Here is a 23,148-nt window from a genome sequence, read left to right as displayed (position 1 = left end):
TTATACCCTACTTAAATCTATTTTAGTATCAGAACAAATTGCAGAAAATAGCACATCAGTAGAGCTATTTAAAGCTGTTTCAACACTATCTTGAATAACTCCAATTATAAAGCCAACCCCAACTACTTGCATAGCAATATCATCATTTATCCCAAATAATGAACACGCTAAAGGAACAAGTAAAAGTGAGCCACCAGCAACCCCACTAGCTCCACAAGCAGCAAATGCAGCTAAAAAGCTAAGTAGTATAGCGTTTGTAAAAGTAATATTAAGTCCTAATGTATGAACTGCAGCAAGTGCTAAAACAGAAATAGTAACAGCAGCTCCAGCCATATTAATTGTAGCACCTAGTGGAATTGATACTCCATATAATTCTTTATCAACATTAATTTTTGAACATAGTGCCATATTTACAGGAATATTTGCAGCTGAACTTCTTGTAAAAAACGCATAAATTGCAGAGTGTTTTATACAAACCCAAACTAATGGATAAGGATTTTTCTTAGTAACTACAAATACTATTAATGGATTGATTATAAATGTTACAAATAGCATAGTCCCAACTAATACTAATAGTAATAAAACATAATCAGCTAAAGTTTCTACACCAGTTTTAGCAACACTTGTGCTTACTAGACCAAAAATACCAATAGGAGCTAGACGAACTATGAAAGCAACAATTTTAATAGTACCTTCATTAATATCTATAAATACTTTTTTTACTTCTTTTGAGCAAGTTTTAAGTGCAATTCCAGCAGCTATAGCCCAAGTTAAAATTCCAATATAATTTCCATTAGCTAATGCACTTACTGGATTTTCTATCATTTTAAATAATAAATCTTTAAATACCATAGCAACACTACTTGGCGGGGTTAAATCAATATTATTTGGTATTTCTAATATAAGTTTTGTAGGAAATAAAAAGCTAGCAACAACACCACAAACAGAAGCTAAGAAAGTTCCTATTAAATATAAAATTATTACTTGTTTTATTTTTTTAGTTCCATTTCCATATTCTCTAGTAGAGATTGCACTAAGAACTAAAATAAATACTAATATCGGAGCAATTGCTTTTAGAGCACCTATAAAAAAATCTCCTAATAAAGAAGTATAATCAGTAAAACTAGGAATACAAATTCCAACAAAAACACCTACAACAATACCAATCATAATTTTTATAATTAAATTAGTACTTTTATATCTTTTAATCATTGAACTTAAGACGCTCATAATATCTCCTTAAAAAGGCAAAAATATAGCAAATCTCTCTTACAAAACATTAACTATAAAGGCTAAAATTAGGCAAAATTTAATTATTAAAGGATAATAAATGTATTTATTTACAAGTGAAGTAGTAAGTGCAGGACACCCTGATAAATGTGCTGATATCATTGCTGATAGCATTGTTGATTTGCATATAAATTATGATAAAAATGCTCGCGTTGCTAGTGAGGTTTTTGTCGCTGGAAAGAATGTAATAATTGGTGGAGAGATTAAATCTAATTTAAAGGTTAGTGAAAGTGAATATGAAGAAGTAGTTAAAAACGCTTTAATTAAAATAGGTTATAAAGAAAATTCTCATTTTAGCAAGGCTGAATGCTTACACCCAAGTGATGTTAAAGTGCAAGTGTTATTAAACGAGCAAAGTAATGATATTAATCAAGGCGTTGATAAAAGTGATGGAGAAATGGGAGCGGGTGATCAAGGTATGATGTTTGGCTTTGCAAGTAGCGAAGCACCTGAATTTATGCCTGCTGCGATTTTTTATGCGAGAATGATTTGTAATAAAGTATATGAATATGCTCTAAATAATCCACATGAATTTGGAGTTGATATTAAAACTCAAGTTACAATTGACTATGAGAGCAAGGAAAATTATGAAAATTGTAAGCCTAAAAAAATCCATACAATAGTAGTTTCAGCTCCAAGCGTAAGTAGCCTAAGTCTTGATGAAGTTCGCTCAAAAATTATGAATTTAATTTGTAATTCAGGCTTACCAAAAGAGCTATTTAATAAAGATGATTGCATTATTTATATTAATCCAACAGGAAGATATGTAAATCACTCAAGCCTTCACGATAGTGGCTTAACGGGAAGGAAATTAATAGTAGATAGTTTTGGTGGATATAGCCCAATAGGAGGAGGTGCACAAAGCTCAAAAGATTACACAAAAGTTGATAGAAGTGGGCTTTATGCAGCTAGATATGTAGCAAAAAATATAGTTGCAAGTGGCTTAGCTAAAAAATGTATAGTGCAAATTAGCTATGCAATAGGAATTGCAAAACCAATTAGCGTAAATGTTGATTGTATGGGGACAAATGCAAGTGTTGATGATAATATTTTAAGTGCATTTGTTGAAAGAAATTTTGCATTAACTCCTAGATGGATTAAAGAAAAATTTAGATTAGATGAGCCTAGTAAAGCTGGATTTTCTTATGCTGATGTTGCGACTTACGGGCAAGTTGGAGTTGCAAGTTATCCTTGGGAGCAGCTTGATAGCGTTGAATTATTTAAGAGTTTATTAAAATGAAAATAGGAATTATTGGACTTGGAGCCGTTGGTTCGGCTGCAAGTTTTATGCTAAGTAGTCAAAATATAGCAAACGAGCTTTATTTATACGATATTAAAGATGGCTTAGCAAACGCAAGTAAGATTGATTTAGAAGATAGTCTTGAAAATACCAATTCAAATTCTAAGATTTTTGCTGTTAGCAAGGTAGAAGAATTAGTAAAATGTGACCTTATTGTCTTAGCATATACAACTTGTATCGAGCCTGATAGAACGCTTGAACTTAAGGCTAATTATGAACCTTTAAAAGAAATTATTAATGCCTTAAAGGGCTTTAATGGTATATATTTAATAGCTACAAATCCAAATGATAGCATTGTTTATTACGCTCAAAAATTAAGCGGCTTAGATACTTTTAAAGTAATTGGAACAGGCACAACGCTTGATAGTGCAAGGCTTAAGATTGAAATTGCTAATAAATTAGGAATTTCTTATAAAAATATAAATGCTTTTATGCTAGCAGAGCATGGAGATACGCAGTTTTTTTATAAGAGCAATGCCTTTGTGGGCGGTAAAAATATTAATGAGTTTAACCTTAATTTAGATGAGATTGAAAACAGAGTTCGCTTTAAGGGTGGAGAAATTTTTAAAGTAAAAGGTAAAACAGAATTTGGAATAGGAAGTGTAATTGCAAGAATTATTAAAGCTATTAAAGATGATGAGAATTTAATCACACCTATTAGTTTTACTCAAGATAATTTAGCTTATTCAAGATTGGTTGTAGTGGGTAAGGGTGGTATTAAAAAAGTTCTTGAATTAGACTTAAATAAAGATGAAAAAGAAAAACTTGAAATCTCAAAAAATTATATTTTAAAGACTATTAATTCTATTAAATAATTAGTGAAGAGTTAAATCTCTTCATTGTTTATATATACATTAAAACTTTTTGGCTTGCTAATCTTTTTAATAGCTTCTTGCATAATGAAATTATTTGTATTTTTTGTTATATATAAAGTTTTATTTTTATAAGAAAAATCACAAATTTCGTTTTCTTTAGCCTTATTTAAAGCATTACAAAATGCTAGAATAAAATTAAGCCAAGATATGGTATTTTCATCTGGCAATAATTTTTTTAATTTTAAATTCTCATAATTTATTTTTTTGCCGTGTTGTTCTATTATAGTTGCTATTAGTGCTTTATCTTCGTGTTTTATACAAAAATTTAGACCACTTAAAACACAATAAGCACTATGTTTATGGTTTGAATAATAACTAAGCAATAAACCTGTTTCAATGAGCTTTGCTGCATATGTTAAGTGTTTTAGATATTTTTTATCAACATAATGAATTTCATTTAAAGTATTAAATAATCTTGTAACATTACTAACCAGTGAGCCTGATTTGTATTTAATTAGTCTATCTTCAAGACTTTTTAAGCTCGGATTAAAATTGGCTGGAAACCCTTTGTGGTGTTTAAATAAGTCTTTTAAAAATATTCCTTCTCTAACTCCAGCACCACTTGTAATTATTTGCTTAATTTTTAATTTTTTAATTATTTTATAAAAGACTAAAGCACCCATTTTAATGGTATCGTGTCTTTCTTTTTTAATTCCTAGCGAGCTAAGTTCTGAATTTTTGCAATTTATAATTTTTTCTATAAATTCACTTTCTTCATCTACTTGATAAGAAAAAGCATGAACCTGACTTAAAGGATAATTGTTTTTTTCCATAATAGCATTGCTAATAGCTCTTAATGAGCCGCCTATTGTAATTAAGATAGAAGCTTTAAAATCATCAGGGATTTGCTCTAAATAATTATCTATATATTTTTCTAATTTATTAAATTTGTCTTTAAATAAGTCTTTTAATCTCACCGTTCCAAGGTCAAGCGAGAAAGTTTTAACTACTTTTGTATTTTCACACAAACACAATTCAGCACTACCACCACCAATATCTAAACAAATTGATTTTTCATCTAATTTAGGTAGTAAATTAATAGCTCCAAAACCACTTAAATATGCTTCTTCCATTCCACTTAAAGTTTTGATATTGAGTTTTAAATCTTTTTTTAATAGGTTAATTAAATCAGCTTTATTTTTTGCATCTCTTAGAGCTGATGTTCCTATGCAAAATATTTTATTACATTTAAAATTAAGTGCTTGAGTTTTAAAATATTTTATTATTTCGTAAGCTTTTTTGATTTGTTTTTCTACCAATACATTATCTTGTTCATAAGCACCTTGTGCCAAACGAAATTTAACTTTTTGTTCGTTTAATATATAAAAACCATATCTTGAAGTTTTTTCATATATTGCCATTCTAATTCCGTTTGAACCTAAATCAATAATTGCAGTTTTTTTTGCCATATTTCTTCTCTTAATTTTTTTTGATTTTCATAGAAAAAATAGCCCTTGTTCCTTGCATATCTTTTCTATTTTCTAATGATACTTCAGCTTTTAGTGCGGTTGCAGCTGATTTTGATAAATAAAGTCCTAATCCAACGCCTTCTTTATCTCCAAATCTTTTAAATGGTGCAAAATAATCTTTATCTTCACTAATTCCACAACCCATATCATCTACATATAGATAAAAAGTCATATTATTGATGAAAGTTGTAATTGTTATTGTTGTATTTGGTTGAGAAAATTTAAATGCGTTTTGAATAAAATTTTGTAAAATTTGTGAGAATAAGGTTTTTTGTATTTTTATTTTTAATTCATTTGGGTTTAGATTAAGTTCTATTTTTTGTCCTGTTTTTGAGCCTAATAGGCTGAAATTTTTGCTTTCTTGTCTAATAAAATCAATTAAGTCTATTTCATTTGGCTCTTCAAATTGCGCACCTTCTAATCTGCCAATTTTAAGAATTTCATTTATGATTTTATTGATATTATCTATGCTATCATTAGAGTTTTTAATGGTTTGAATATAATATTCACTATCTCTTGATTTAATTAGCGTTACATCGTTTTTAGCTTTTATAACTGCTAAAGGAGTTTTTAATTCGTGAGCAATTCCTATAAATAGTTCTTTTTGAGACATATTATAGTTTTGAATTCTAGTAATTAAGTGATTAATACTACTTATGATTTCTTTAAACTCTAATGGATAGTTTTTATAATCTAATCTATTTGTAAAGTTATCATCAAACCTACTAACTTTAACGCTTAATTCTTTTAGGTGCATTGATAATATTCTTGATAAGAATAATGAATAAAAAATAATCAAACTAATAGCAATAATAATTATTAAAAATAAAGATATAAAAATAGTATCAAGAATTTTAATTGATTGACTTATATCTTTTTTTAATATTATATAATCCCCAAATTCATTGTAAGGATATGTTAAAATCAAGACTTTTTTATCATTTTCATTGATTATTTGAAAGTTTGGTTTCATAGTTTTTTTATCTAAATGAATTATTTTATAGTCTTTAAAAATAATAAAGTTTGAACTATTATTCACTTCAATAATACTAATAGCATTTTTGATTAAATTATCAAATTCATTTTGCATTATATTAATTTTTAGAATTTGATACGACAGAACTGAAAAAATAACAACTAGCACCGTAATAGTAGATGCTAGTTGCAAGAAAAATTTATTTCTTATGCTTTTTTGGGAAAGCAAAATCTATAGCCTCTTCTTCTTATTGTTTCAATAGTTGAGATACCTAAAGGCTTATCCATTTTTTGCCTAATTTGATTGATTGCAACTTCAATTACATTAGGAGTTACAAGTTCAGGTTCTTCCCAAATTGCATCTAATAATTGTTCTTTTGATACTATTTGATCAGAGTGTCTTGCAAGATGGGTTAATACTTCAAAAGGTTTACCTTTTAATTCAATTTCTTTACCTTTATAAGTAATTTTTTCTTCATCTGGGTCTATTTCTAAATTATCAATTTTAATTGTATTTGACCCACCAAATCTAAGTCTTGCTTCAATTCTAGCTAATAATACATTAAAATCAAAAGGTTTTTTAATGTAATCATCAGCACCTGCTTTTAAAGCGCTTATTTCACTTTCTTTATCATCTTTTGCAGATAAAATTATGATTGAAGTTCTTGAAGATTTATGTTTTACAACATGTATTAAGTCAGTGCCATCACCATCAGGAAGCATCCAATCTGTCAATACTAAATCGTAGTTTCTAATACCGATATAATATTCAGCATCTTTACAATTTTCGCACGCATCTATTTGATAGCCATATTCAGTTAAACCTTCGGCTAGTGTCTTGTTTAAAGATATTTCATCTTCCACTACTAAAATACGCATTTTTTTTCCTTAAAGTAAAATTAAGGTTATGCTAACACAATTTAAGCAAATATTCAAGTTTTTTTAAAGTTATTTTAATATTTTTTTTTGTATTTAGCACTAAGTTTTGTGTTTTTCATAATCTCTAATTTAATAATCTCAATTTTTATTTTTTTTAGTTGTGGAAATTTGATTTTTATTTTTTTTGCTAGTTTTTTATTAGCTTTTTCTAAGGTAAAGAATTTTTTTGATTTTAAATATTTTTTTGATAATTTAGTTACTTTAGCATAGTCTAAAAAACTATCAGCTTTTGCATTTATTTTTAGGCTTATTGTTTGCTTTTCTAATCTTTCAAATTCCAATAAGCCTATTATACATTTAAATTTTGTTTTTATTTTTATATGACTTTGCATTCGTCTTTAAAAATCAATCTAATAATATTTGGTATATGTTTATAGAACACAAAAAATAATATTAAATATATTGGTGCGTGAGAATTAATACTAATATTAGGGTATAAAAATTCTGCACTAATTACTCCAATACTAAATCCTATTAATGATGCTAAGCTAGATATTTTAAATACTTTTCCGATTATTAGCCAAAAAATAAGACCTATAATTACAGAGTAAGGAACTAATAGTATTAAAGCTCCAGCCCCACTAGCTACGCCTTTACCGCCATTAAAGCTTAAAAATATGCTATAGCAATGTCCTATAACACTAAGAACTGCCATAGCCCAAATTGTTGCTTCACTTATATCTAAAAACATAGCAATACAAATTGGAAGCATAGCTTTTAAAAAATCACTTAACATAGTAGCTATTGCTAATTTTTTAGCCAATTTTGGATTAACTTGTTTTACAACTCTTAATACATTTGTAGCTCCTATGCTTTTTGAACCTTGAGATTTAATATCAACATTAGCAAATTTTTTAGCATATATTAATCCAAAAGGAATTGAGCCTATTAAATAGGCTATTAGCATACAAATTAAATTATTATTTGTAAACAAGTCAATTACGAATGTAATAAAATTCATATCTTAATCTCTTTTATATAGGCTTAATTGATTTTTAAGCTCTACTAAAGTTTCTTCTACTCTTCTGCTTGCAAATTCTTGGATTTTTTTAGCATCTTCTTGGTCTGGTAAAATCTCTAAACAATATCTGTAAGCATTTTGATATACAATTAAAACAACTAATTTAAATTTTAAATTAAACTCAACTGCTTCATTTGAATGAGGCATATGTAAACAAATGTAAGATGATAAAATATCACCTCTTTTAAATCCTACATCTTCATTAGAAACAACACCAATTCCACCTTCTGAAATATCAAATAATTTTCCATTAGCAACCCTTCCATCTTCATGAGTTAGTGCTATTTTAGTAAATTCATTAGGATGCACTCTAGGATATGCTCTTTTTAATGCGTGCATATATGGTTGGCTTTCAAAATTATTTAAAGTTACCGTGCAATTTACAATATTAACAGATAAAATATTTGCTTTAATATTTTTTTGCAAATATTGATTTTGAACTATATAAGCGCAATCTTCTTCTTTCATAGCTAAAATTTGCATTAAATCAACTTTTACAACTATACTCGCATCTTCAACTTGTAAAATTTCTCCGTAAGTTCTAACAGGAACACCATTATAAAGATTTAAAAATTCTAATTTTTCTCCTACAGAATACATTTTTTTAAATGTATCTATAAAATTCTCGTGTATAAAAAATCCACCAGAACTACTTGCTGAAAATACATTAATTGAACTTTGTGCAGTCGTAGAATCGTGACAAATTGTGCAAAAAATTGAACCATATCTTTCCAATGCAAAGGCAAGATTAACAACTAATTTATTGTTTAATCCATTATTCATAATATGCTTAGAAAAATCTATATAAGTTTTTAATAAAAATTCAAAAAAGCAAGCTCTATCAAAGTCTTTTGTCTTGGCTAATTCCTTACCTCTTTCTATACTAAAATCTTTTGTTAGTAACATAGAAAATAATTCTTCGTAAGCATCTTCACAATTTTTTGATAAAATTTTGCCTTCGCTTCTATAATAAGCTTGTATGTTATTAATAAATTTGTGTGTATATTTTTCAAAATAATTAATACTAGAATTAACTAGTTCGTCTCTTCCTTCAAAACTCATGTTTTTGTTTCCTTTTAAACTAAAAATAGCATTAGTGTAGCAAAAAAAATAAATTTTTAAATAAAAATTAATGATTTTTTGATAGTATTCGCTTTTTACAACTCATTTAAGCTTATTTAAATCTTTAAATTTCTAATATTTAAAGTGCTTGATGGGACTTACTAAATTACAAAGGATGAATTATGTATGCTATTTTTAAACATAGCGGTAAGCAGTACAAAGTAAGTGTTGGCGACGAATTAAAGTTAGATCGCTTTGAAGCAGAGAAAAAGTCTATCGTAGAAGTTACAGATGTTTTAGCTGTTAACGATAAAGAATTAAAAATCGGTACCCCTTTTGTTAGTGGAGCGAAAGTTGTTCTTGAAGTTATCAACGAAGGAAAAGATAAAAAAGTTGTAATTTTTAAGAAAAGAAGAAGAAAAGACTCTAAATTAAAAAGAGGTTTTAGAAGACAATTTACTCGCGTAGTAGTAAAAGAAATTAAAGCGTAAGGAGAAATACAATGGCACACAAGAAAGGTCAAGGTTCAACTCAAAATAATAGAGATTCTATAGGTAGACGTTTAGGTGTTAAAAAATTTGGTGGAGAATTTGTAAGAGCTGGAAATATTATTATTCGCCAAAGAGGAACAGCAACTCACGCAGGAGCAAATGTTGGTATGGGAAGAGATCATACTATTTTTGCTTTAGTTGATGGTTTTGTTAAATTTGAAAGAAAAGACAAAAACCGCAAAAAAGTTTCTGTATATCCTGCAGTATAATTTAAATTAAAAGGAGCTTAGGTAATGTTTGTTGATAGTATAAAAATTAGGCTGAGCTCTGGTAACGGCGGAGCGGGTGCTAGCTCATTTCGCCGTGAAAAACATGTACCACTAGGTGGTCCTGATGGTGGCGATGGCGGTCGTGGTGGCGATGTAGTGGTTATTTGTGATAATAATCTTCATACTTTAGCGCATTTTAAAGGCAAAACACATTTGAAAGCTAGTAATGGTGATTGTGGATTACCTAGAAATAAAAGTGGTAAAAAAGGCGAGAATTTAGAAATAAAAGTTCCAATAGGTACTCAAATTATTGATATTAATACCAATGAAATCTTACATGACTTTACGAGTTTAGGAGAGCAAATAGTCTTACTAAATGGTGGTTTAGGTGGCCTTGGAAATAGACATTTTAAAAGTTCTGTTAATCAAAGACCTACATACGCTCAACCTGGCAAAAAAGGAGAAAGTCTAGAAGTAAGACTTGAATTAAAATTAATTGCTGATGTTGGATTAGTTGGATATCCTAATGTTGGAAAATCTACTTTAATTAGTATAGTAAGTAATGCTAAGCCAGAAATTGCTGATTATGAATTTACAACTCTTACTCCAAAATTAGGTGTTGTAGATATTAATGATTACTCGTTTGTAATGGCTGATATACCAGGAATTATAGAAGGTGCTAGCGAAGGAAAAGGTTTAGGATATGAGTTCTTAAAACACATATCAAGGTCAAAATGCTTATTATTTATGCTAGATAGTTTTAAAGAAATGAGCATTAAAGAACAATTTATTAATTTATACAAAGAACTTGAAGCTTATGGCTTGAATGATTTTAAATTTGCAGTTGCAATCACAAGATGTGATGTGGCTAAAGAGAATTTGATTCAAGAATTAGAACTTTTAAATGAGTATTTAAAAAGATATGATAATTTAGTTTTTGTTACAAAAATATCTTCAGTTACTAATGATGGTATTAAAGAGTTAAAATTATCTTTATCAAAAATGTTATTTGAATAACATATCTTAATTTTTAGGTATATCATGAAAAAAAATATAGTATTTATGGGCACGCCCGAATTTTCGGCATTTATTTTAGAAGAGCTTAGTAAATTTCATAATGTAAGTCTAGTTTTAACCCAAACAGATAAAGAAGTTGGAAGAAAAAAAATATTAACTCCAAGTCCAGTAAAAGAGATTGCGTTAAAACTAAACTTAGAATTAGCACAACCAAAAAGCTTAAGAAATAATGAAGAGATTAGAAATTTAATTAGCAATAAAAAACCAGATTTTATAATAGTTGCAGCTTATGGAAAAATACTACCAAAAGAGATTTTAGACATAGCACCTTGTGTTAATACTCACGCTAGTTTACTTCCTTATTATAGAGGAGCTTCACCTATACAAAGTGCTATTTTAAATGGTGATATTGTAAGTGGAGTTACACTTATGAATATGGATATAGGTCTTGATACTGGAGATATTTTATATCAACAAGAATTAAATATTAAGGATTTAAATTCTCCACAAGTATTTGACAAAATGTCTAAATTATCAGCAAAAATGCTTTTGGAATTTTTAGAAAATCCAAATTATTTTCAACCTATTAAACAAGATGATTCAAAGGCAACTCATACAAAAATTATCAAAAAACAAGATGGTTTAATTGAGCTAAATAATGCTAAAGAAATATATCAAAAATATTTAGCATTTTATGATTGGCCTAATATATTTTTAGAAAATGGTTTAAAGCTAAATGAGCTTGAATTGAATGAATGTGAAAGTGATAATAAAGAAGGGCTTATAAAAGAAATAGGTAAAAATTATTTAATTTTAACTTGTAAAAAAGGCAGCTTAAAAGTTTATAAATTGCAAGATGCAGGTAAAAAGTCTTTAGATGCTAATGTATATTTAAATGGTAAAAGGTTAAAACAAGGAGATAGCATTGTATAATCTAGCTTTTTGTAATTGTATAAGTTCAACTCAAGTTGAGCTTATAAATGCTATTAGAAATGGTTTTAAAGAACACGCATTTGCATTGGCTACGCTTAAACAAACTAACGGAATTGGCTCTTGTAATAGAAATTGGGTTAGCGATAATACCGATTCATTTGGCAATATAAATTCTAAGATTCATAATCAGTATTTTAAAGATATAGATTTTATATTTTTTGATGAATATAATAAATTTAATTTAGATATAAAAAATAATTTATATTTATCTTTTTTTAATGATAATTTACCAGATGATTTACCTATTCAATCAGCTAGTATATATTATTCTATGATAATGAAAATAGTCTTAAAAGAATTTGGTTCAAAAGTTTTTATCAAATGGCCTAATGATTTTTATTTAGATAATAAAAAAATTGGAGGGCTAATCACTGCAAAAATAAAAGATAAATTAGTTTGTGGTATTGGTATAAACATAACTACAGCACCAGTAGATGCTAATATTTTAGATATAGATATTTCATATTCAACATTACTTAAAACTTTTTTTGATAGAATAAATCTTAATATTTCTTGGAAAGAAATTTTTGATTATTATAAGAGTGATTTTGAATTAAGTAGATCGTTTTATTTTAAAAATGATGATAATACTTATTCATTAAATGATGTAAAATTATATGAAGATGGTTCTATTTTAGTAGATAACAAAAGGATATATAGTTTAAGATGAGTGAAATTATAACAATAGCTAATCAAAAGGGTGGGGTAGGTAAAACAACAACGGCAGTGAATTTAGCAGCTTCTCTTGCGGTAGCTGAAAAAAGTGTTTTACTAATAGATATGGATCCACAAGGTAATGCTACCACAGGCTACGGATTTAAAAGAAGTGATTTTGAATTTAATATATATCATGTATTAAGTGGTAAAAAAACATTAGATGAGATTATTTTAAAGACAAGTTTGAATAAACTAGACCTTGCTCCATCAAATATTGTTCTTACTAATTTTGAGCAAGAATTAGGAACAGGTGTAAATAATAAACAAATTTTAAGAAAAGCTTTAAAAGATGTTGTAAATAGATATGATTATATAATAATAGATTCGCCACCTGCATTAGGAAATATCACGATTAATGCACTTGCAGCAAGCACTGATGTAATAATCCCGATTCAATGTGAATATTTAGCATTAGAAGGTTTAGCACATATTTTAAGGACGATTCATAATATAAGAGAAGCAATAAATCCGAAGTTAAGAATAAGGGGAATTTTACCTACTATGTATAGCCCACAGAATAATCTTTCAAAGGATACGGTTGCCGAACTTAAAAAGCATTTAAGTGGCAAGTTATTTAGAAAAGATGGAGAGATAGTAATAATTCCAAGAAATGTAAAACTAGCAGAAAGTCCAAGTTTTGGAAAACCTATAATATTGTATGATATAAAATCTCCAGGTTGTGTTGCTTATCAAAGCTTAGCACATTCTTTAATAGGATAGAAAATGGCAAAAAAATCTTTAGGTTCAGATTTTAGTAGTATTTTAGATGATATATCTTTAGCTTATGATGATGAGTTAAGTGGAGTTTTTAGAAGTGATTTAGATACTATAAGAGATATTAGTATAGATGATATAACTCCAAATCCATATCAGCCAAGAAAAAGTTTTAATGAAGATAGTATAAATGAACTTGCTAATTCCATTAAAAATCACGGATTATTACAACCAATTGTTGTAATAGATGCTGATGAGCTTTGTGAAAAGGCAATGGAAAATGGAGAAAATTTAGAAAAAGTAACTAAATATTTTTTAATTGCTGGCGAGAGAAGATTAAGGGCTATTAAAGCTTTAGGTGAAACAAAAATTAAAGCAATTATTGCAAATATAGATTCAAGTAAAACAAGAGAATTAGCTTTACTTGAAAATATTCAAAGAGAAGATTTAAATCCTATTGAACTTGCTTTAGCTTATAAAGAGTTAATGAGAGTTAGAAAAATTACTCAAGAAGAATTAGCGCATAGTATTCAAAAAAGTAGAGCAAATATAGCAAATACTTTAAGATTACTTACTCTTAGTGAAGATACTCAAAAATTAATTATTGATGGCAAATTAAGTGCAGGTCATGCTAAAGTAATAGCAGGTCAAAAAGAAGATGAAAAGATTTTAGTAAATACAATTATTGGTCAAAAATTAAATGTTAGAGATTGTGAAAAACTAGCAAATAAACTCAAGGGTAAAAATACAAATAACATAATTGATGATAGCTTGTTAAAAAAATTAAAAGAATTTAAAATAGATTTTAAAATACAAAATGGCAAACTTATATTTAATTTAAATCAAGAAAATACTAAAAATTTTGTTGAAAATGCTATAAAAAACTTATAATTTAAATATTATTTGATTTTTTTATGTTAATATAAAGTTTTATCAAAATAAGGAGAATGTATGTTTGATGACTTAGATCTTAAAATGATGTTATTAACAGCTATGTTGTTTTTAATATTGCTTTGGATTTTAGATTACATCTTATACAAACCATTGCTAACCTTTATGAAAAATAGAGATGATGGTATAAAAGAAGATGAAGCTAGAATTCAGCAAAATAACACAGACGCTAGTAATAATGAAACATTAATTGCTAAGATTTATGCTGATGCAAGAGCTAAAGCTCAAGCCATCAAAAGCGAGCAAGTTGCCGTAGCAAAAGAGCAAGCAAGCAAAGCTATAGCAGAAAAAAAGGCTAGTCTTGATTTAGACTATCAGAAATTTTTAACTGAACTTGAAGCAAAAAAAATTCAGTTTAAAAATGAGTTGAAAGCTGATTTGTTTCAGTGTGAAAATGCTTTAAGAGCAAGTATAGAAAAAATTTAAGGTTGCTTTATGAACAGATTAATATGGATTTTATTACCTACTTATTTGTTAGCTAGTGATACAGATATTTTCTATAGAACTATAAATTTTGTAATTTTTGCTGTTATGATGTATTTATTACTTGCTAAGACAATTAAAAAGATATATTGTGATAGAATTGATAATATTAAAAATAGATTAGTATCAATAGAAAAAAGCTTAGATGAGGCTAAAAAAAATAAAGAAGAAGCAATTAAAAAAATAGAAATAGCTAATAACGAGGCTGATAAGCTAATAGAATTAGCTAAAGAACAAGCTATAAAATTAAATGAAAATATTTTAAAAGATGCTAATAATGAGATAGAAAATATGAAAAAATCTTATGAAGAGCAAAAAATATTTGAAGAGAAAAAGGCTAAAGAAGAAGTCGTTAATGAACTTATAGAAGAGCTTTTAAATACTAATGTTAATTTAAAACAATCTGATTTATTAGATATTGTTTCAAGGAAAGTTAGCTAATGGAAAAGTATGTAAATATAATAATGCAAAGAAAAGATAGGGAAGAATTTATATCTTGTTTTGAGATTTTAAAAGAAGCCTTTAAAGATAAAAAAACATTAGTGATAATAAATGCAGTTGGCATTAGCTTAGATAAAAAGATAGAGTTTTTAGTGAGTTTATCTAATACAAATAAAAAAGAAATTATTAATTTTTTAAAGGTATTAGGAGTAAATAATAAACTTGATAAAGTTCCAGTTGTTTATGATGGATTAGTTAAAAAATTAGCTTTAGAAAATAATATTTATTATGCTGATATTTATTCTAAAGAAAAAATTAGTGATAATGATATATTAAAGCACGAAAAAGAATTATCAAATTATTTTAAAAAAGAAATAAAACTAAAAAATATAATTCATGATAAAAATGAAATAAAGATTTATATTGAAGACTTAGGATATGAAATAATAGTATCAGAAACTTCATTAAAAGATAAAATCAAACAGCATATAATGAAAGCAATTTAAGAGGAGTAACAGTGAGTTTTAACGCAAATGAAATTAGCTCAATTATTAAAGAAAGAATTGAGAATTTTAATTTAAATTTAGAAATTGAAGAAACTGGTAAAGTTATTTCAATAGCTGATGGTGTTGCTAATGTTTTTGGATTAAAAAATGTTATGGCAGGAGAAATGGTTGAATTTGAAAATGGCGAAAAAGGTATGGCATTAAACCTTGAAGAAAATAGTGTTGGTGTTGTAGTTTTAGGAAGTTTTTCAAATATTAAAGAAGGTAGCTCTGTTAAAAGATTAAAACAATTATTAAAAGTTCCAGTTGGTGAAGAATTAATTGGTCGTGTTGTTAATGCTTTAGGAGAGCCAATCGACGCAAAAGGTGTTATAAATACTACAAAAACTGCATTTGTTGAAGAAAAAGCTAAAGGTATTATGGCTAGAAAAAGCGTTCATGAACCATTACAAACAGGTATTAAAGCAATTGATGCCCTTGTTCCAATTGGTCGCGGTCAAAGAGAGTTGATTATTGGAGATAGACAAACAGGTAAAACAACCGTAGCAGTAGATACTATAATTAATCAAAAAGGTCAAAATGTTGTATGTATTTATGTAGCTATTGGACAAAAACAAAGCACTGTTGCGCAAGTTGTTAAAAAACTTGAAGAACATGGGGCTATGGATTATACAATAGTAGTAAGTGCAACTGCGAGTGATTCAGCGGCTCTTCAATACCTTGCTCCTTATACAGGCGTTACAATGGGTGAGTATTTTAGAGACAATAGCAAACATGCTTTAATAGTATATGATGATTTAAGTAAGCACGCAGTAGCTTATCGTGAAATGAGCTTGATTTTACGCCGTCCTCCAGGTCGTGAAGCTTATCCAGGCGATGTATTCTATCTACATTCAAGATTATTAGAAAGAGCTTCAAAATTAAGTGATGCTTTAGGTGCAGGTTCGTTAACAGCTTTACCTATTATTGAAACTCAAGCAGGAGATGTTTCAGCATATATTCCAACTAATGTTATTTCAATTACAGATGGACAAATATTCTTAGAAACAGATTTATTTAACTCAGGTATTCGTCCTGCTATTAACGTAGGTTTATCAGTATCTAGGGTAGGTGGTTCTGCTCAAATTAAAGCTACAAAACAAGTATCAGGAACATTAAGATTAGACCTTGCGCAATATCGTGAATTACAAGCATTTGCACAATTTGCAAGTGATTTAGATGAGAGTTCAAGAAAACAATTAGAGCGTGGTCAAAGAATGGTTGAAGTATTAAAACAACCTCCATATAGCCCATTAGCTATTGAAAAGCAAATAGTTCTAATTTATGCAGGTACTAGAGGATTTTTAGATGATATTGCTGTAGATAAGATTACTAAATTTGAAAATGATTTATATGCTTATATTGAAACAAAGTCTCCTGAGATTTTTGAGCAAATTAGAGTTAAAAAAGCTTTAGATAGTGATTTAGAAGATAAAATTAAAAATTTATTAAATGAGTTTAAAGCAACACAAGCGTAGGTTTTGTAATGGCGAATTTAAAAGAGATAAAAAGAAAAATAAAGAGCGTTCATAATACTCAAAAGACTACTAATGCTATGAAATTAGTTTCTACTGCTAAATTAAAAAAAGCAGAAGAGCTTGCTAAGAAGTCTAAAGTATATGCAAGTAAATTGCAAGAGGTTATGCAAGAAATTTCATTTAAGCTAAATCAATTTGATATGGCTAAAGATAGTAGATTTTTTGGTAAGCATGAGATTAAGATTGTGGATGTTGTATTTATTACTTCGGACAAAGGTTTGTGCGGTGGTTTTAATATCAAAACTTTAAAAGAAGTTAGTAAAATTATTAAAGAAAATAAAGAAAAAGGTATTAAAACTAGATTAAGAGCTATAGGAAAAGTTGGTATTGAGTTTTTTAATTTTCAAAAAATTGAAATACTAGATAAATATACAGGCGTTAGTTCTTCACCTGATTATGAAAAAGCCAGAGAAATTATTAATTTAGCTATTAGTGATTATGAAAAAGCATTAACTGATAAGATAATATTAGTTCATAATGGTTATAAAAATATGATTTCTCAAGAATTATCAGTGTGTAATTTATTACCTGTAGATTCAAGTAATTCTGAAATTACTAATTCAAATTCTTTATTAGAAATTGAACCTGAAGAAAAGGAAGTTTTAGAAGAATTACTAAAAAGATATATAGAATATAGTATGTTTTATTCATTGATAGATAGTTTAGCAGCTGAACATAGTGCTAGAATGCAAGCAATGGATAACGCAACTAATAATGCTAAAGCAAGGGTTAAAGAACTTAATTTAGCTTATAATAAAGCAAGACAAGAAAGTATAACTACTGAATTAATTGAAATTATCAGTGGTGTTGAATCAATGAAAGAATAGGAGAATATATGCAAGGATTTATATCTCAGGTATTAGGACCTGTTGTAGATGTTGAATTTAGCGATTATTTACCACAAATCAATGAAGCTATTGAAGTAAATTATGAGGTTGAAGGTAAGCAAATTCGTTTAATATTAGAAGTAGCAGCACATTTAGGTGATGGCCGTGTAAGAACTATTGCTATGGATATGACTGATGGTTTAGTAAGAGGAACTAAAGCTGTTAGCTTAGGTGCTCCAATTAGTGTTCCTGTTGGGGAAAAAGTTTTAGGAAGAATTTTCAATGTGGTTGGAGATTTAATTGATGAAGGTGCTCCAGAAAATTATGAAACAAAATGGGCTATTCATAGAGAACCACCTAAATTTGAAGACCAAAGCACAAAAAGTGAAATATTTGAAACTGGTATTAAAGTAGTTGATTTACTTGCTCCTTATGCAAAAGGTGGTAAAGTAGGATTATTTGGTGGTGCTGGTGTTGGTAAAACAGTTATTATTATGGAATTAATTCACAATGTTGCGTTTAAACATAGTGGTTATTCAGTATTTGCTGGTGTTGGTGAGAGAACTCGTGAAGGAAATGACCTTTATAATGAAATGAAAGAAAGCAATGTTTTAGATAAAGTTGCTTTATGCTATGGTCAAATGAATGAACCACCAGGGGCAAGAAATCGTATCGCTTTAACAGGTCTTACAATGGCTGAATATTTTAGAGATGAAATGGGACTTGATGTTTTAATGTTTATTGATAATATCTTTAGATTTTCTCAATCAGGTTCAGAAATGTCGGCTTTACTTGGTCGTATTCCTTCAGCTGTTGGTTATCAGCCAACTTTAGCAAGTGAAATGGGTAAATTCCAAGAAAGAATTACATCAACTAAAAAAGGTTCAATTACTTCAGTTCAAGCTGTTTATGTTCCTGCTGATGACTTAACAGACCCAGCGCCTGCAACCGTTTTTGCTCACCTAGATGCTACAACGGTTTTAAATAGAAGTATTGCTGAAAAAGGAATTTATCCTGCGGTTGATCCACTTGATTCAACTTCAAGAATGCTTGACCCACAAATTATTGGTGAAGAGCATTATAAGGTAGCTCGTGGAGTTCAAAGTGTGCTTCAAAAATATAAAGATTTACAAGATATCATAGCTATTTTAGGTATGGATGAACTTAGCGAAGAAGATAAATTAGTTGTTGAAAGAGCTAGAAAAATTGAGAAATTCCTATCACAACCATTCTTCGTAGCTGAAGTTTTCACAGGTAGTCCTGGAAAATATATAAGCCTTGAAGAAACTATAGCTGGATTTAAAGGTATATTAGAAGGTAAATATGATGACTTACCTGAAAACGCATTTTATATGGTAGGAAATATTGAAGAGGCTATTAAGAAAGCAGAAAAATTAAAGGCTTAATATGGATAAATTAACTTTAGAAATAGTTACTCCACACGGAGAAATCTTTAATTCAGAAGTTAAATCAGTGTTAGTGCCAGGAAGTGAAGGTGAGTTTGGTGTTTTGCCAAACCACGCTTCTGTAATTTCTTTGCTTCAAGCTGGTGTAATTAGTGTGGAAAATTATGATGGTTCAAAGGAGCTTATAGCTATTGATTCAGGCCATGTAAAAGTTGATGAAAATAGTGTTGTTATTTTAGCTCAAGGTGCTGTTTATCTAGGTGGTAATGATAATTCAATAAGCAAAAAAAAGTTAGAAGAAGCTAAAGAATTATTAAAATCAGCAGGTGCAAATTCAGCAACCCTTGCCGCAACTTTAGGAAGACTGGATTCTAAATGAATTTGATTTCAGATTTTGACTTAGCTACTTTATTAGCAGTTGGGATTTTAGGTTTTTATTCTATTATTGCTTTAGCGATTTTTTTATATCGCTTAAGCAATATTTCTAAATTTTATCAAGAAGAGTTAAGAACTTTAGATAGGTTATTAAAAAATCAAGATTTATCTTTTGAGGCTTATTTTAAACCTTGTGAAGGTTCTATGAAAAAATTAGAGATTTATTATAATGAGGCTTCTAAAAATCTTAGTGAAGGCCTTACTTGGCTTAGTATTATTGCTACTACTTCGCCTTTTATAGGATTGTTTGGAACCGTTGTTTCAATATACTTTACTTTAATATCTTTAAATGGAAATGGTGATATTACTCAAATCGCTTCTCCAATTGGTCATGCTTTAATAGCTACTGCTAGTGGGATTATTTCTGCTATTTTAGCTTATACATTTCATTTAATTGTGAAACGAAAAGTATTTGAATGTTTAAATATTTTAGAGAGTCAAATAAAGATTATTAGCGATGAAAAATGATTTTTTACACGAAGACCCAGAGTTAAACATAACTCCTTTAGTTGATGTTATGTTAGTGTTATTGGTAATTTTAATGCTAGTAATTCCTAATTTAAAATATGATGAAAATATTAATTTACCAAATGGCTCAAAATCAAGTGTTAGCAAAGCAAAAAAAGATGATATTTTCGTAAGTATTACAAAAGATGAAGTAGTTTTAAATAAGAAAAAATATCCTTATATTGCTTTTTTTGATAATTTTAGTTTAATTAAAAATCAATTTGATAAAGATAAAATAGTTTATATATCTGGAGATAAAGATATAAGTTACGATAAGCTAATGCAAGTATTATCAACTTTTTCAAAAGCAGGATTTGTAAAAATTTCACTTCAAACAAAATGAGTAAATCAAAAGCTTTTTTATTATCTTGTTTAATATATGTGCTTACTATATTAATATTTATTTTGCTAATAAATATTTTTGCTAAAAATGAAGAAGTTATTAAATATGGCAATAGTGAAGTGGATATATTGTTCGTAGAAGATAATGTTGAAACTCCAGCCGAGGTTAAACAAGACTATACTAAAGAAGTAGCAAAAAAAATAAATAAAAGTCCAGAAAATACAAGCAATGATAATGCTACAAAAGATAATCAAAATAAAGTAATTGAACAAAATGAAAAAGTAGAACAACAAACTGATAGTAAAGATGGTGATAGTGATTTAAGTAGTTTGTTTGGGGATTTAAAAGTTAGCAAAAGTGAAAGAAAAAATCCAAAAAAGGAAACTAAGCAAGAAGAAAATAAATTAAATCAATCACAATTAGATGCTTTAAAACAAATACAATCACAATTAGCTAATACAACAATTAAGTCAAATAATAATTCAGAGACTACACAAACATCGGCTAAGGTTTCTGGAATTTATGATGAATATTTTGGTAGAGTGAATGCGTATTTGAAAAATGTTTGGAGTTTAGTAACTGCTAATAGTTCAGATATTAATGATAAGGAAATTTTTGAAGTAGCTTTTACAATATCAAAAAATGGTATAATAAAAATCAAAGATAATGGTTTTAATGAAAGCTCTGCTTTAAGACAAAAGGCAAGAATTTTTATACAAACTATTAATCAACAAAACAAAAATTTAGGAATTCCACCAAATCAACAAGATTATAGTGGTAGTTTAAGGCTTTCGGTTATATTAAGTATCAAGGAGATAAAATGAAAAAGATATTTTTATTATGTTTTAGTTTAGTATGCTTAACTGCTGATATTATTATGGATGTGGTTAGCGAGCAAGAGGTGTTGCCTAAGATTAGAATAACTACAAGTAGTTTGGTTAATTTTGATTTTGATAAGGTAATTAAAAATGATGTTTTAGTAAGTTCTAAATTTGAAATTACTAATGAAAATAATGCAAATTATGAATTAAATTATAATTTAAATCCTGTAGGAAATAATTATGAGTTAAGCATAACTCTTAAGGGTATGAATAATGAAATTAAGTATAATAATACTTTTACTTATCCAAAAAGTGCTTATGTGTTTTTATCTCACAAAGCAATTTCACAAATGTTTAAGGACTTAAAATTAGCAGATTTAGACTGGATGAATAAAAAGATTTTAATTACTAGAAAAATAGCTGCTAAGCAAAGTCAAATTCTTATTGCAGATTACACTTTAAATTATCAAAAAATTATTATGCAAGGTGGATTAAATTTATTTGCAAAATGGGCAAATAGCAATCAAAATGAATTTTATTATACAGATTATAATAAAGATATTTTGAGTATATATAAATATAATTTATTGAATAATCAAAAAACTTTAATTACTCAAGGTTCTGGTATGTTAGCACTTAGTGATATTAGCAAAGATGGAACTAAAGCATTAATTACTAAAACAACAGAAGATCAACCAGAAATATTTTTATTAGATTTAAATACTAAAAATACAAAAAGACTTACTATGTATAAAGGAATAGATGTTAGTGCAAGATTTGTAGGTAGTGATAGTTTTGCTTTTGTTAGCGATAGAAGTTCTTATCCTAATTTATATTTACAAGGTCTTGATAAAACTAACGCAACTCAATTAGTTTATCATGGTAAAAACAATTCTGCCTTTAGTGTTTATAATAATTATATAGTTTATTCAAGTCGTGAAAAATCAGGAGATTTTAACTTATATGTTATGGCAACTGATTCGCAATATGTAAGACAATTGACATTAAATGGTAGAAATATTTTCCCTAATTTTAGTAGCGATGGTAAGACAATTATGTTTATAAAATTATTAGGAATGCAAAGTTCTTTAGGAATTTTAAGACTTGATGAGAATAAAGTGTATCATTTCCCACTAAAAGTTGGTAAAATTTCAACTTTGGATTGGTAATTAAATAAATTTTTAGTTTTGGAAATTATAATTTCAATTACTTTTTATGAAAGGAAAAAAATGAAAAAATTAGCTTATGCAGTTGCTTTAGCAGCTTTAGTTGTTGGTTGTAGTCAAAAGGCTACAGTTGAGGCTCCAAAAAAAGTGGAGGTTGCTCCAGATATGAATGTAGATGTTAAGGAAGATATTAATACTAAACTAGAAAGAATTAATAATTCTTTAGGTAAAGTATATTTTGACTTTGACAAATATGATATTCGTTCAGATATGTATGGCGTAGTATCAAATAACGCAAGTTTATTAAATCAAGATGGTAAAGATTTAAATATTGTTGTTGAAGGTAACTGCGACGAGTGGGGTAGTGAAGAATATAACCAAGCTTTAGGTTTAAAAAGAGCTAAAGCTGTTAAAGATGGTTTAGAATCTCAAGGAGTTAGCAGCTCAAGAATTACAATTAAAAGCTATGGCGAAAACAACCCAGTATGTAATGATAAAACAAAAGAATGCGATGCTCAAAATCGTAGAGCAGAAACAAAAGTTCAGTTTTAAT

Annotated in this window: 28 protein-coding genes; 21 read left to right on the top strand and 7 right to left on the bottom strand. The window is 27.9% G+C overall.

From position 1 onward, the window contains the following. Nucleotides 1-1,230 carry a serine/threonine transporter SstT gene (sstT, locus tag AVBRAN12647_RS04535; RefSeq protein WP_214149693.1) on the bottom strand — a complete coding sequence of 410 codons (1,230 nt, stop codon included), beginning with the start codon at nt 1,228-1,230 and terminating at the stop codon, nt 1-3. Between the two features lie 100 nt (nt 1,231-1,330). Between sstT and metK the strand changes: the two genes are divergently transcribed. Together metK and AVBRAN12647_RS04525 are read left to right on the top strand one after the other, a co-directional pair. Then, entirely contained in the window at nt 1,331-2,530 is a 1,200-nt protein-coding gene (metK, locus tag AVBRAN12647_RS04530) for a methionine adenosyltransferase (RefSeq protein ID WP_214117391.1), read from the top strand. Then, nucleotides 2,527-3,405 (top strand): lactate/malate family dehydrogenase, encoded by an 879-nt coding sequence (locus AVBRAN12647_RS04525; protein ID WP_336608403.1) that lies wholly within the window; start codon nt 2,527-2,529, stop codon nt 3,403-3,405. Before metK ends, AVBRAN12647_RS04525 begins: the two co-directional genes overlap by 4 nt. An 11-nt stretch (nt 3,406-3,416) precedes the next feature. Here the strand turns inward: AVBRAN12647_RS04525 and AVBRAN12647_RS04520 are convergent, their stop codons facing one another. The 6 genes from AVBRAN12647_RS04520 to AVBRAN12647_RS04495 form a co-directional block, all read right to left on the bottom strand. Continuing rightward, a complete protein-coding gene (locus AVBRAN12647_RS04520) occupies nt 3,417-4,874 on the bottom strand; it encodes a Ppx/GppA phosphatase family protein (RefSeq protein WP_214149695.1) in 1,458 nt (485 codons plus the stop codon). A 10-nt stretch (nt 4,875-4,884) separates the two neighbouring features. After that, nucleotides 4,885-6,102, bottom strand: coding sequence for a sensor histidine kinase (locus AVBRAN12647_RS04515; protein ID WP_336609498.1), 1,218 nt, complete (start codon nt 6,100-6,102; stop codon nt 4,885-4,887). Between the two features lie 14 nt (nt 6,103-6,116). Continuing rightward, nucleotides 6,117-6,788: a response regulator transcription factor gene (gene hsrA, locus AVBRAN12647_RS04510; protein ID WP_214117387.1), complete on the bottom strand. Its 672-nt coding sequence runs from the start codon at nt 6,786-6,788 to the stop codon at nt 6,117-6,119. Between the two features lie 74 nt (nt 6,789-6,862). Further along, nucleotides 6,863-7,180 carry a dihydroneopterin aldolase gene (locus AVBRAN12647_RS04505; protein ID WP_214117386.1) on the bottom strand — a complete coding sequence of 106 codons (318 nt, stop codon included), beginning with the start codon at nt 7,178-7,180 and terminating at the stop codon, nt 6,863-6,865. Beyond that, nucleotides 7,165-7,809, bottom strand: a complete 645-nt coding sequence (gene plsY / locus AVBRAN12647_RS04500) for a glycerol-3-phosphate 1-O-acyltransferase PlsY (protein ID WP_442862272.1) — start codon at nt 7,807-7,809, stop codon at nt 7,165-7,167. Before plsY ends, AVBRAN12647_RS04505 begins: the two co-directional genes overlap by 16 nt. A gap of 3 nt (nt 7,810-7,812) precedes the next feature. Further along, a complete protein-coding gene (locus AVBRAN12647_RS04495; RefSeq protein ID WP_214120243.1) occupies nt 7,813-8,931 on the bottom strand; it encodes a PilZ domain-containing protein in 1,119 nt (372 codons plus the stop codon). 182 nt (nt 8,932-9,113) lie between these two features. Here AVBRAN12647_RS04495 and rplU point away from each other — a divergent pair, with 182 nt between their 5' ends. Genes rplU through AVBRAN12647_RS04400 form a run of 19 tightly spaced genes read left to right on the top strand, consistent with a single transcriptional unit; the run spans nt 9,114 to nt 23,147 of the window. Then, on the top strand, nt 9,114-9,422 hold the full coding sequence (gene rplU, locus AVBRAN12647_RS04490) for a 50S ribosomal protein L21 (RefSeq protein WP_214117383.1): 309 nt from the start codon (nt 9,114-9,116) through the stop codon (nt 9,420-9,422). Nucleotides 9,423-9,433: 11 nt separating this feature from the next. After that, nucleotides 9,434-9,691 (top strand): 50S ribosomal protein L27, encoded by a 258-nt coding sequence (rpmA, locus tag AVBRAN12647_RS04485; RefSeq protein WP_214117382.1) that lies wholly within the window; start codon nt 9,434-9,436, stop codon nt 9,689-9,691. A gap of 24 nt (nt 9,692-9,715) precedes the next feature. Next, nucleotides 9,716-10,708 carry a GTPase ObgE gene (gene obgE, locus AVBRAN12647_RS04480; RefSeq protein WP_214149696.1) on the top strand — a complete coding sequence of 331 codons (993 nt, stop codon included), beginning with the start codon at nt 9,716-9,718 and terminating at the stop codon, nt 10,706-10,708. A 24-nt stretch (nt 10,709-10,732) separates the two neighbouring features. Continuing rightward, entirely contained in the window at nt 10,733-11,641 is a 909-nt protein-coding gene (gene fmt / locus AVBRAN12647_RS04475) for a methionyl-tRNA formyltransferase (protein ID WP_336614757.1), read from the top strand. Beyond that, complete coding sequence (locus AVBRAN12647_RS04470) at nt 11,634-12,371, top strand: biotin--[acetyl-CoA-carboxylase] ligase (RefSeq protein WP_239802997.1); 738 nt, start codon at nt 11,634-11,636, stop codon at nt 12,369-12,371. The genes fmt and AVBRAN12647_RS04470 overlap by 8 nt, the downstream gene beginning before the upstream one ends. After that, on the top strand, nt 12,368-13,138 hold the full coding sequence (locus tag AVBRAN12647_RS04465) for a ParA family protein (RefSeq protein ID WP_214117378.1): 771 nt from the start codon (nt 12,368-12,370) through the stop codon (nt 13,136-13,138). The genes AVBRAN12647_RS04470 and AVBRAN12647_RS04465 overlap by 4 nt, the downstream gene beginning before the upstream one ends. A gap of 3 nt (nt 13,139-13,141) precedes the next feature. Then, nucleotides 13,142-14,023 (top strand): ParB/RepB/Spo0J family partition protein, encoded by an 882-nt coding sequence (locus AVBRAN12647_RS04460; protein WP_214117377.1) that lies wholly within the window; start codon nt 13,142-13,144, stop codon nt 14,021-14,023. Between the two features lie 60 nt (nt 14,024-14,083). Further along, nucleotides 14,084-14,509, top strand: coding sequence for a F0F1 ATP synthase subunit B family protein (locus tag AVBRAN12647_RS04455; RefSeq protein ID WP_214117376.1), 426 nt, complete (start codon nt 14,084-14,086; stop codon nt 14,507-14,509). Nucleotides 14,510-14,518: 9 nt separating this feature from the next. Continuing rightward, nucleotides 14,519-15,007, top strand: coding sequence for a F0F1 ATP synthase subunit B family protein (locus AVBRAN12647_RS04450; protein ID WP_214117375.1), 489 nt, complete (start codon nt 14,519-14,521; stop codon nt 15,005-15,007). Then, nucleotides 15,007-15,513 (top strand): F0F1 ATP synthase subunit delta, encoded by a 507-nt coding sequence (locus AVBRAN12647_RS04445; protein WP_214117374.1) that lies wholly within the window; start codon nt 15,007-15,009, stop codon nt 15,511-15,513. Before AVBRAN12647_RS04450 ends, AVBRAN12647_RS04445 begins: the two co-directional genes overlap by 1 nt. An 11-nt stretch (nt 15,514-15,524) precedes the next feature. Further along, nucleotides 15,525-17,030 carry a F0F1 ATP synthase subunit alpha gene (atpA, locus tag AVBRAN12647_RS04440; protein WP_214117373.1) on the top strand — a complete coding sequence of 502 codons (1,506 nt, stop codon included), beginning with the start codon at nt 15,525-15,527 and terminating at the stop codon, nt 17,028-17,030. Between the two features lie 8 nt (nt 17,031-17,038). After that, a complete protein-coding gene (gene atpG, locus AVBRAN12647_RS04435) occupies nt 17,039-17,917 on the top strand; it encodes an ATP synthase F1 subunit gamma (RefSeq protein WP_214117372.1) in 879 nt (292 codons plus the stop codon). An 8-nt stretch (nt 17,918-17,925) separates the two neighbouring features. Further along, complete coding sequence (gene atpD, locus AVBRAN12647_RS04430) at nt 17,926-19,323, top strand: F0F1 ATP synthase subunit beta (RefSeq protein WP_214117371.1); 1,398 nt, start codon at nt 17,926-17,928, stop codon at nt 19,321-19,323. Nucleotide 19,324: 1 nt separating this feature from the next. Further along, nucleotides 19,325-19,702 (top strand): ATP synthase F1 subunit epsilon, encoded by a 378-nt coding sequence (gene atpC, locus AVBRAN12647_RS04425; RefSeq protein WP_214117370.1) that lies wholly within the window; start codon nt 19,325-19,327, stop codon nt 19,700-19,702. After that, nucleotides 19,699-20,226 (top strand): MotA/TolQ/ExbB proton channel family protein, encoded by a 528-nt coding sequence (locus AVBRAN12647_RS04420; RefSeq protein ID WP_214117369.1) that lies wholly within the window; start codon nt 19,699-19,701, stop codon nt 20,224-20,226. The genes atpC and AVBRAN12647_RS04420 overlap by 4 nt, the downstream gene beginning before the upstream one ends. Further along, on the top strand, nt 20,216-20,608 hold the full coding sequence (locus AVBRAN12647_RS04415) for a biopolymer transporter ExbD (RefSeq protein WP_214117368.1): 393 nt from the start codon (nt 20,216-20,218) through the stop codon (nt 20,606-20,608). Before AVBRAN12647_RS04420 ends, AVBRAN12647_RS04415 begins: the two co-directional genes overlap by 11 nt. Beyond that, nucleotides 20,605-21,432 (top strand): hypothetical protein, encoded by an 828-nt coding sequence (locus AVBRAN12647_RS04410; protein WP_336614756.1) that lies wholly within the window; start codon nt 20,605-20,607, stop codon nt 21,430-21,432. The genes AVBRAN12647_RS04415 and AVBRAN12647_RS04410 overlap by 4 nt, the downstream gene beginning before the upstream one ends. Then, nucleotides 21,429-22,598, top strand: coding sequence for a PD40 domain-containing protein (locus AVBRAN12647_RS04405; RefSeq protein WP_214117366.1), 1,170 nt, complete (start codon nt 21,429-21,431; stop codon nt 22,596-22,598). The genes AVBRAN12647_RS04410 and AVBRAN12647_RS04405 overlap by 4 nt, the downstream gene beginning before the upstream one ends. Before the next feature lie 60 nt (nt 22,599-22,658). Next, on the top strand, nt 22,659-23,147 hold the full coding sequence (locus tag AVBRAN12647_RS04400; RefSeq protein WP_214117365.1) for an OmpA family protein: 489 nt from the start codon (nt 22,659-22,661) through the stop codon (nt 23,145-23,147). Nucleotide 23,148 lies beyond the last annotated feature (1 nt).

The organism is Campylobacter sp. RM12647 (genome assembly GCF_020138135.1).
Taxonomy (GTDB): Bacteria; Campylobacterota; Campylobacteria; order Campylobacterales; family Campylobacteraceae; genus Campylobacter_E.
Note: the sequence above shows the minus strand (reverse complement) of the source record. Positions and strands in the feature narration are given on the sequence as shown.

Coding starts and splice junctions, on each gene's coding strand:
- rplU (WP_214117383.1), top strand. CDS start 9,114: ATGTATGCTATTTTTAAACATAGCGGTAAGCAGTACAAAGTAAGTGTT.
- AVBRAN12647_RS04420 (WP_214117369.1), top strand. CDS start 19,699: ATGAATTTGATTTCAGATTTTGACTTAGCTACTTTATTAGCAGTTGGG.
- AVBRAN12647_RS04455 (WP_214117376.1), top strand. CDS start 14,084: ATGTTTGATGACTTAGATCTTAAAATGATGTTATTAACAGCTATGTTG.
- AVBRAN12647_RS04460 (WP_214117377.1), top strand. CDS start 13,142: ATGGCAAAAAAATCTTTAGGTTCAGATTTTAGTAGTATTTTAGATGAT.
- fmt (WP_336614757.1), top strand. CDS start 10,733: ATGAAAAAAAATATAGTATTTATGGGCACGCCCGAATTTTCGGCATTT.
- AVBRAN12647_RS04450 (WP_214117375.1), top strand. CDS start 14,519: ATGAACAGATTAATATGGATTTTATTACCTACTTATTTGTTAGCTAGT.
- hsrA (WP_214117387.1), bottom strand. CDS start 6,788: ATGCGTATTTTAGTAGTGGAAGATGAAATATCTTTAAACAAGACACTA.
- atpG (WP_214117372.1), top strand. CDS start 17,039: ATGGCGAATTTAAAAGAGATAAAAAGAAAAATAAAGAGCGTTCATAAT.
- atpD (WP_214117371.1), top strand. CDS start 17,926: ATGCAAGGATTTATATCTCAGGTATTAGGACCTGTTGTAGATGTTGAA.
- AVBRAN12647_RS04465 (WP_214117378.1), top strand. CDS start 12,368: ATGAGTGAAATTATAACAATAGCTAATCAAAAGGGTGGGGTAGGTAAA.
- AVBRAN12647_RS04405 (WP_214117366.1), top strand. CDS start 21,429: ATGAAAAAGATATTTTTATTATGTTTTAGTTTAGTATGCTTAACTGCT.
- AVBRAN12647_RS04400 (WP_214117365.1), top strand. CDS start 22,659: ATGAAAAAATTAGCTTATGCAGTTGCTTTAGCAGCTTTAGTTGTTGGT.
- metK (WP_214117391.1), top strand. CDS start 1,331: ATGTATTTATTTACAAGTGAAGTAGTAAGTGCAGGACACCCTGATAAA.
- rpmA (WP_214117382.1), top strand. CDS start 9,434: ATGGCACACAAGAAAGGTCAAGGTTCAACTCAAAATAATAGAGATTCT.
- AVBRAN12647_RS04415 (WP_214117368.1), top strand. CDS start 20,216: ATGAAAAATGATTTTTTACACGAAGACCCAGAGTTAAACATAACTCCT.
- sstT (WP_214149693.1), bottom strand. CDS start 1,230: ATGAGCGTCTTAAGTTCAATGATTAAAAGATATAAAAGTACTAATTTA.
- AVBRAN12647_RS04525 (WP_336608403.1), top strand. CDS start 2,527: ATGAAAATAGGAATTATTGGACTTGGAGCCGTTGGTTCGGCTGCAAGT.
- AVBRAN12647_RS04495 (WP_214120243.1), bottom strand. CDS start 8,931: ATGAGTTTTGAAGGAAGAGACGAACTAGTTAATTCTAGTATTAATTAT.
- AVBRAN12647_RS04520 (WP_214149695.1), bottom strand. CDS start 4,874: ATGGCAAAAAAAACTGCAATTATTGATTTAGGTTCAAACGGAATTAGA.
- plsY (WP_442862272.1), bottom strand. CDS start 7,809: ATGAATTTTATTACATTCGTAATTGACTTGTTTACAAATAATAATTTA.
- AVBRAN12647_RS04505 (WP_214117386.1), bottom strand. CDS start 7,180: ATGCAAAGTCATATAAAAATAAAAACAAAATTTAAATGTATAATAGGC.
- AVBRAN12647_RS04410 (WP_336614756.1), top strand. CDS start 20,605: ATGAGTAAATCAAAAGCTTTTTTATTATCTTGTTTAATATATGTGCTT.
- atpC (WP_214117370.1), top strand. CDS start 19,325: ATGGATAAATTAACTTTAGAAATAGTTACTCCACACGGAGAAATCTTT.
- obgE (WP_214149696.1), top strand. CDS start 9,716: ATGTTTGTTGATAGTATAAAAATTAGGCTGAGCTCTGGTAACGGCGGA.
- AVBRAN12647_RS04445 (WP_214117374.1), top strand. CDS start 15,007: ATGGAAAAGTATGTAAATATAATAATGCAAAGAAAAGATAGGGAAGAA.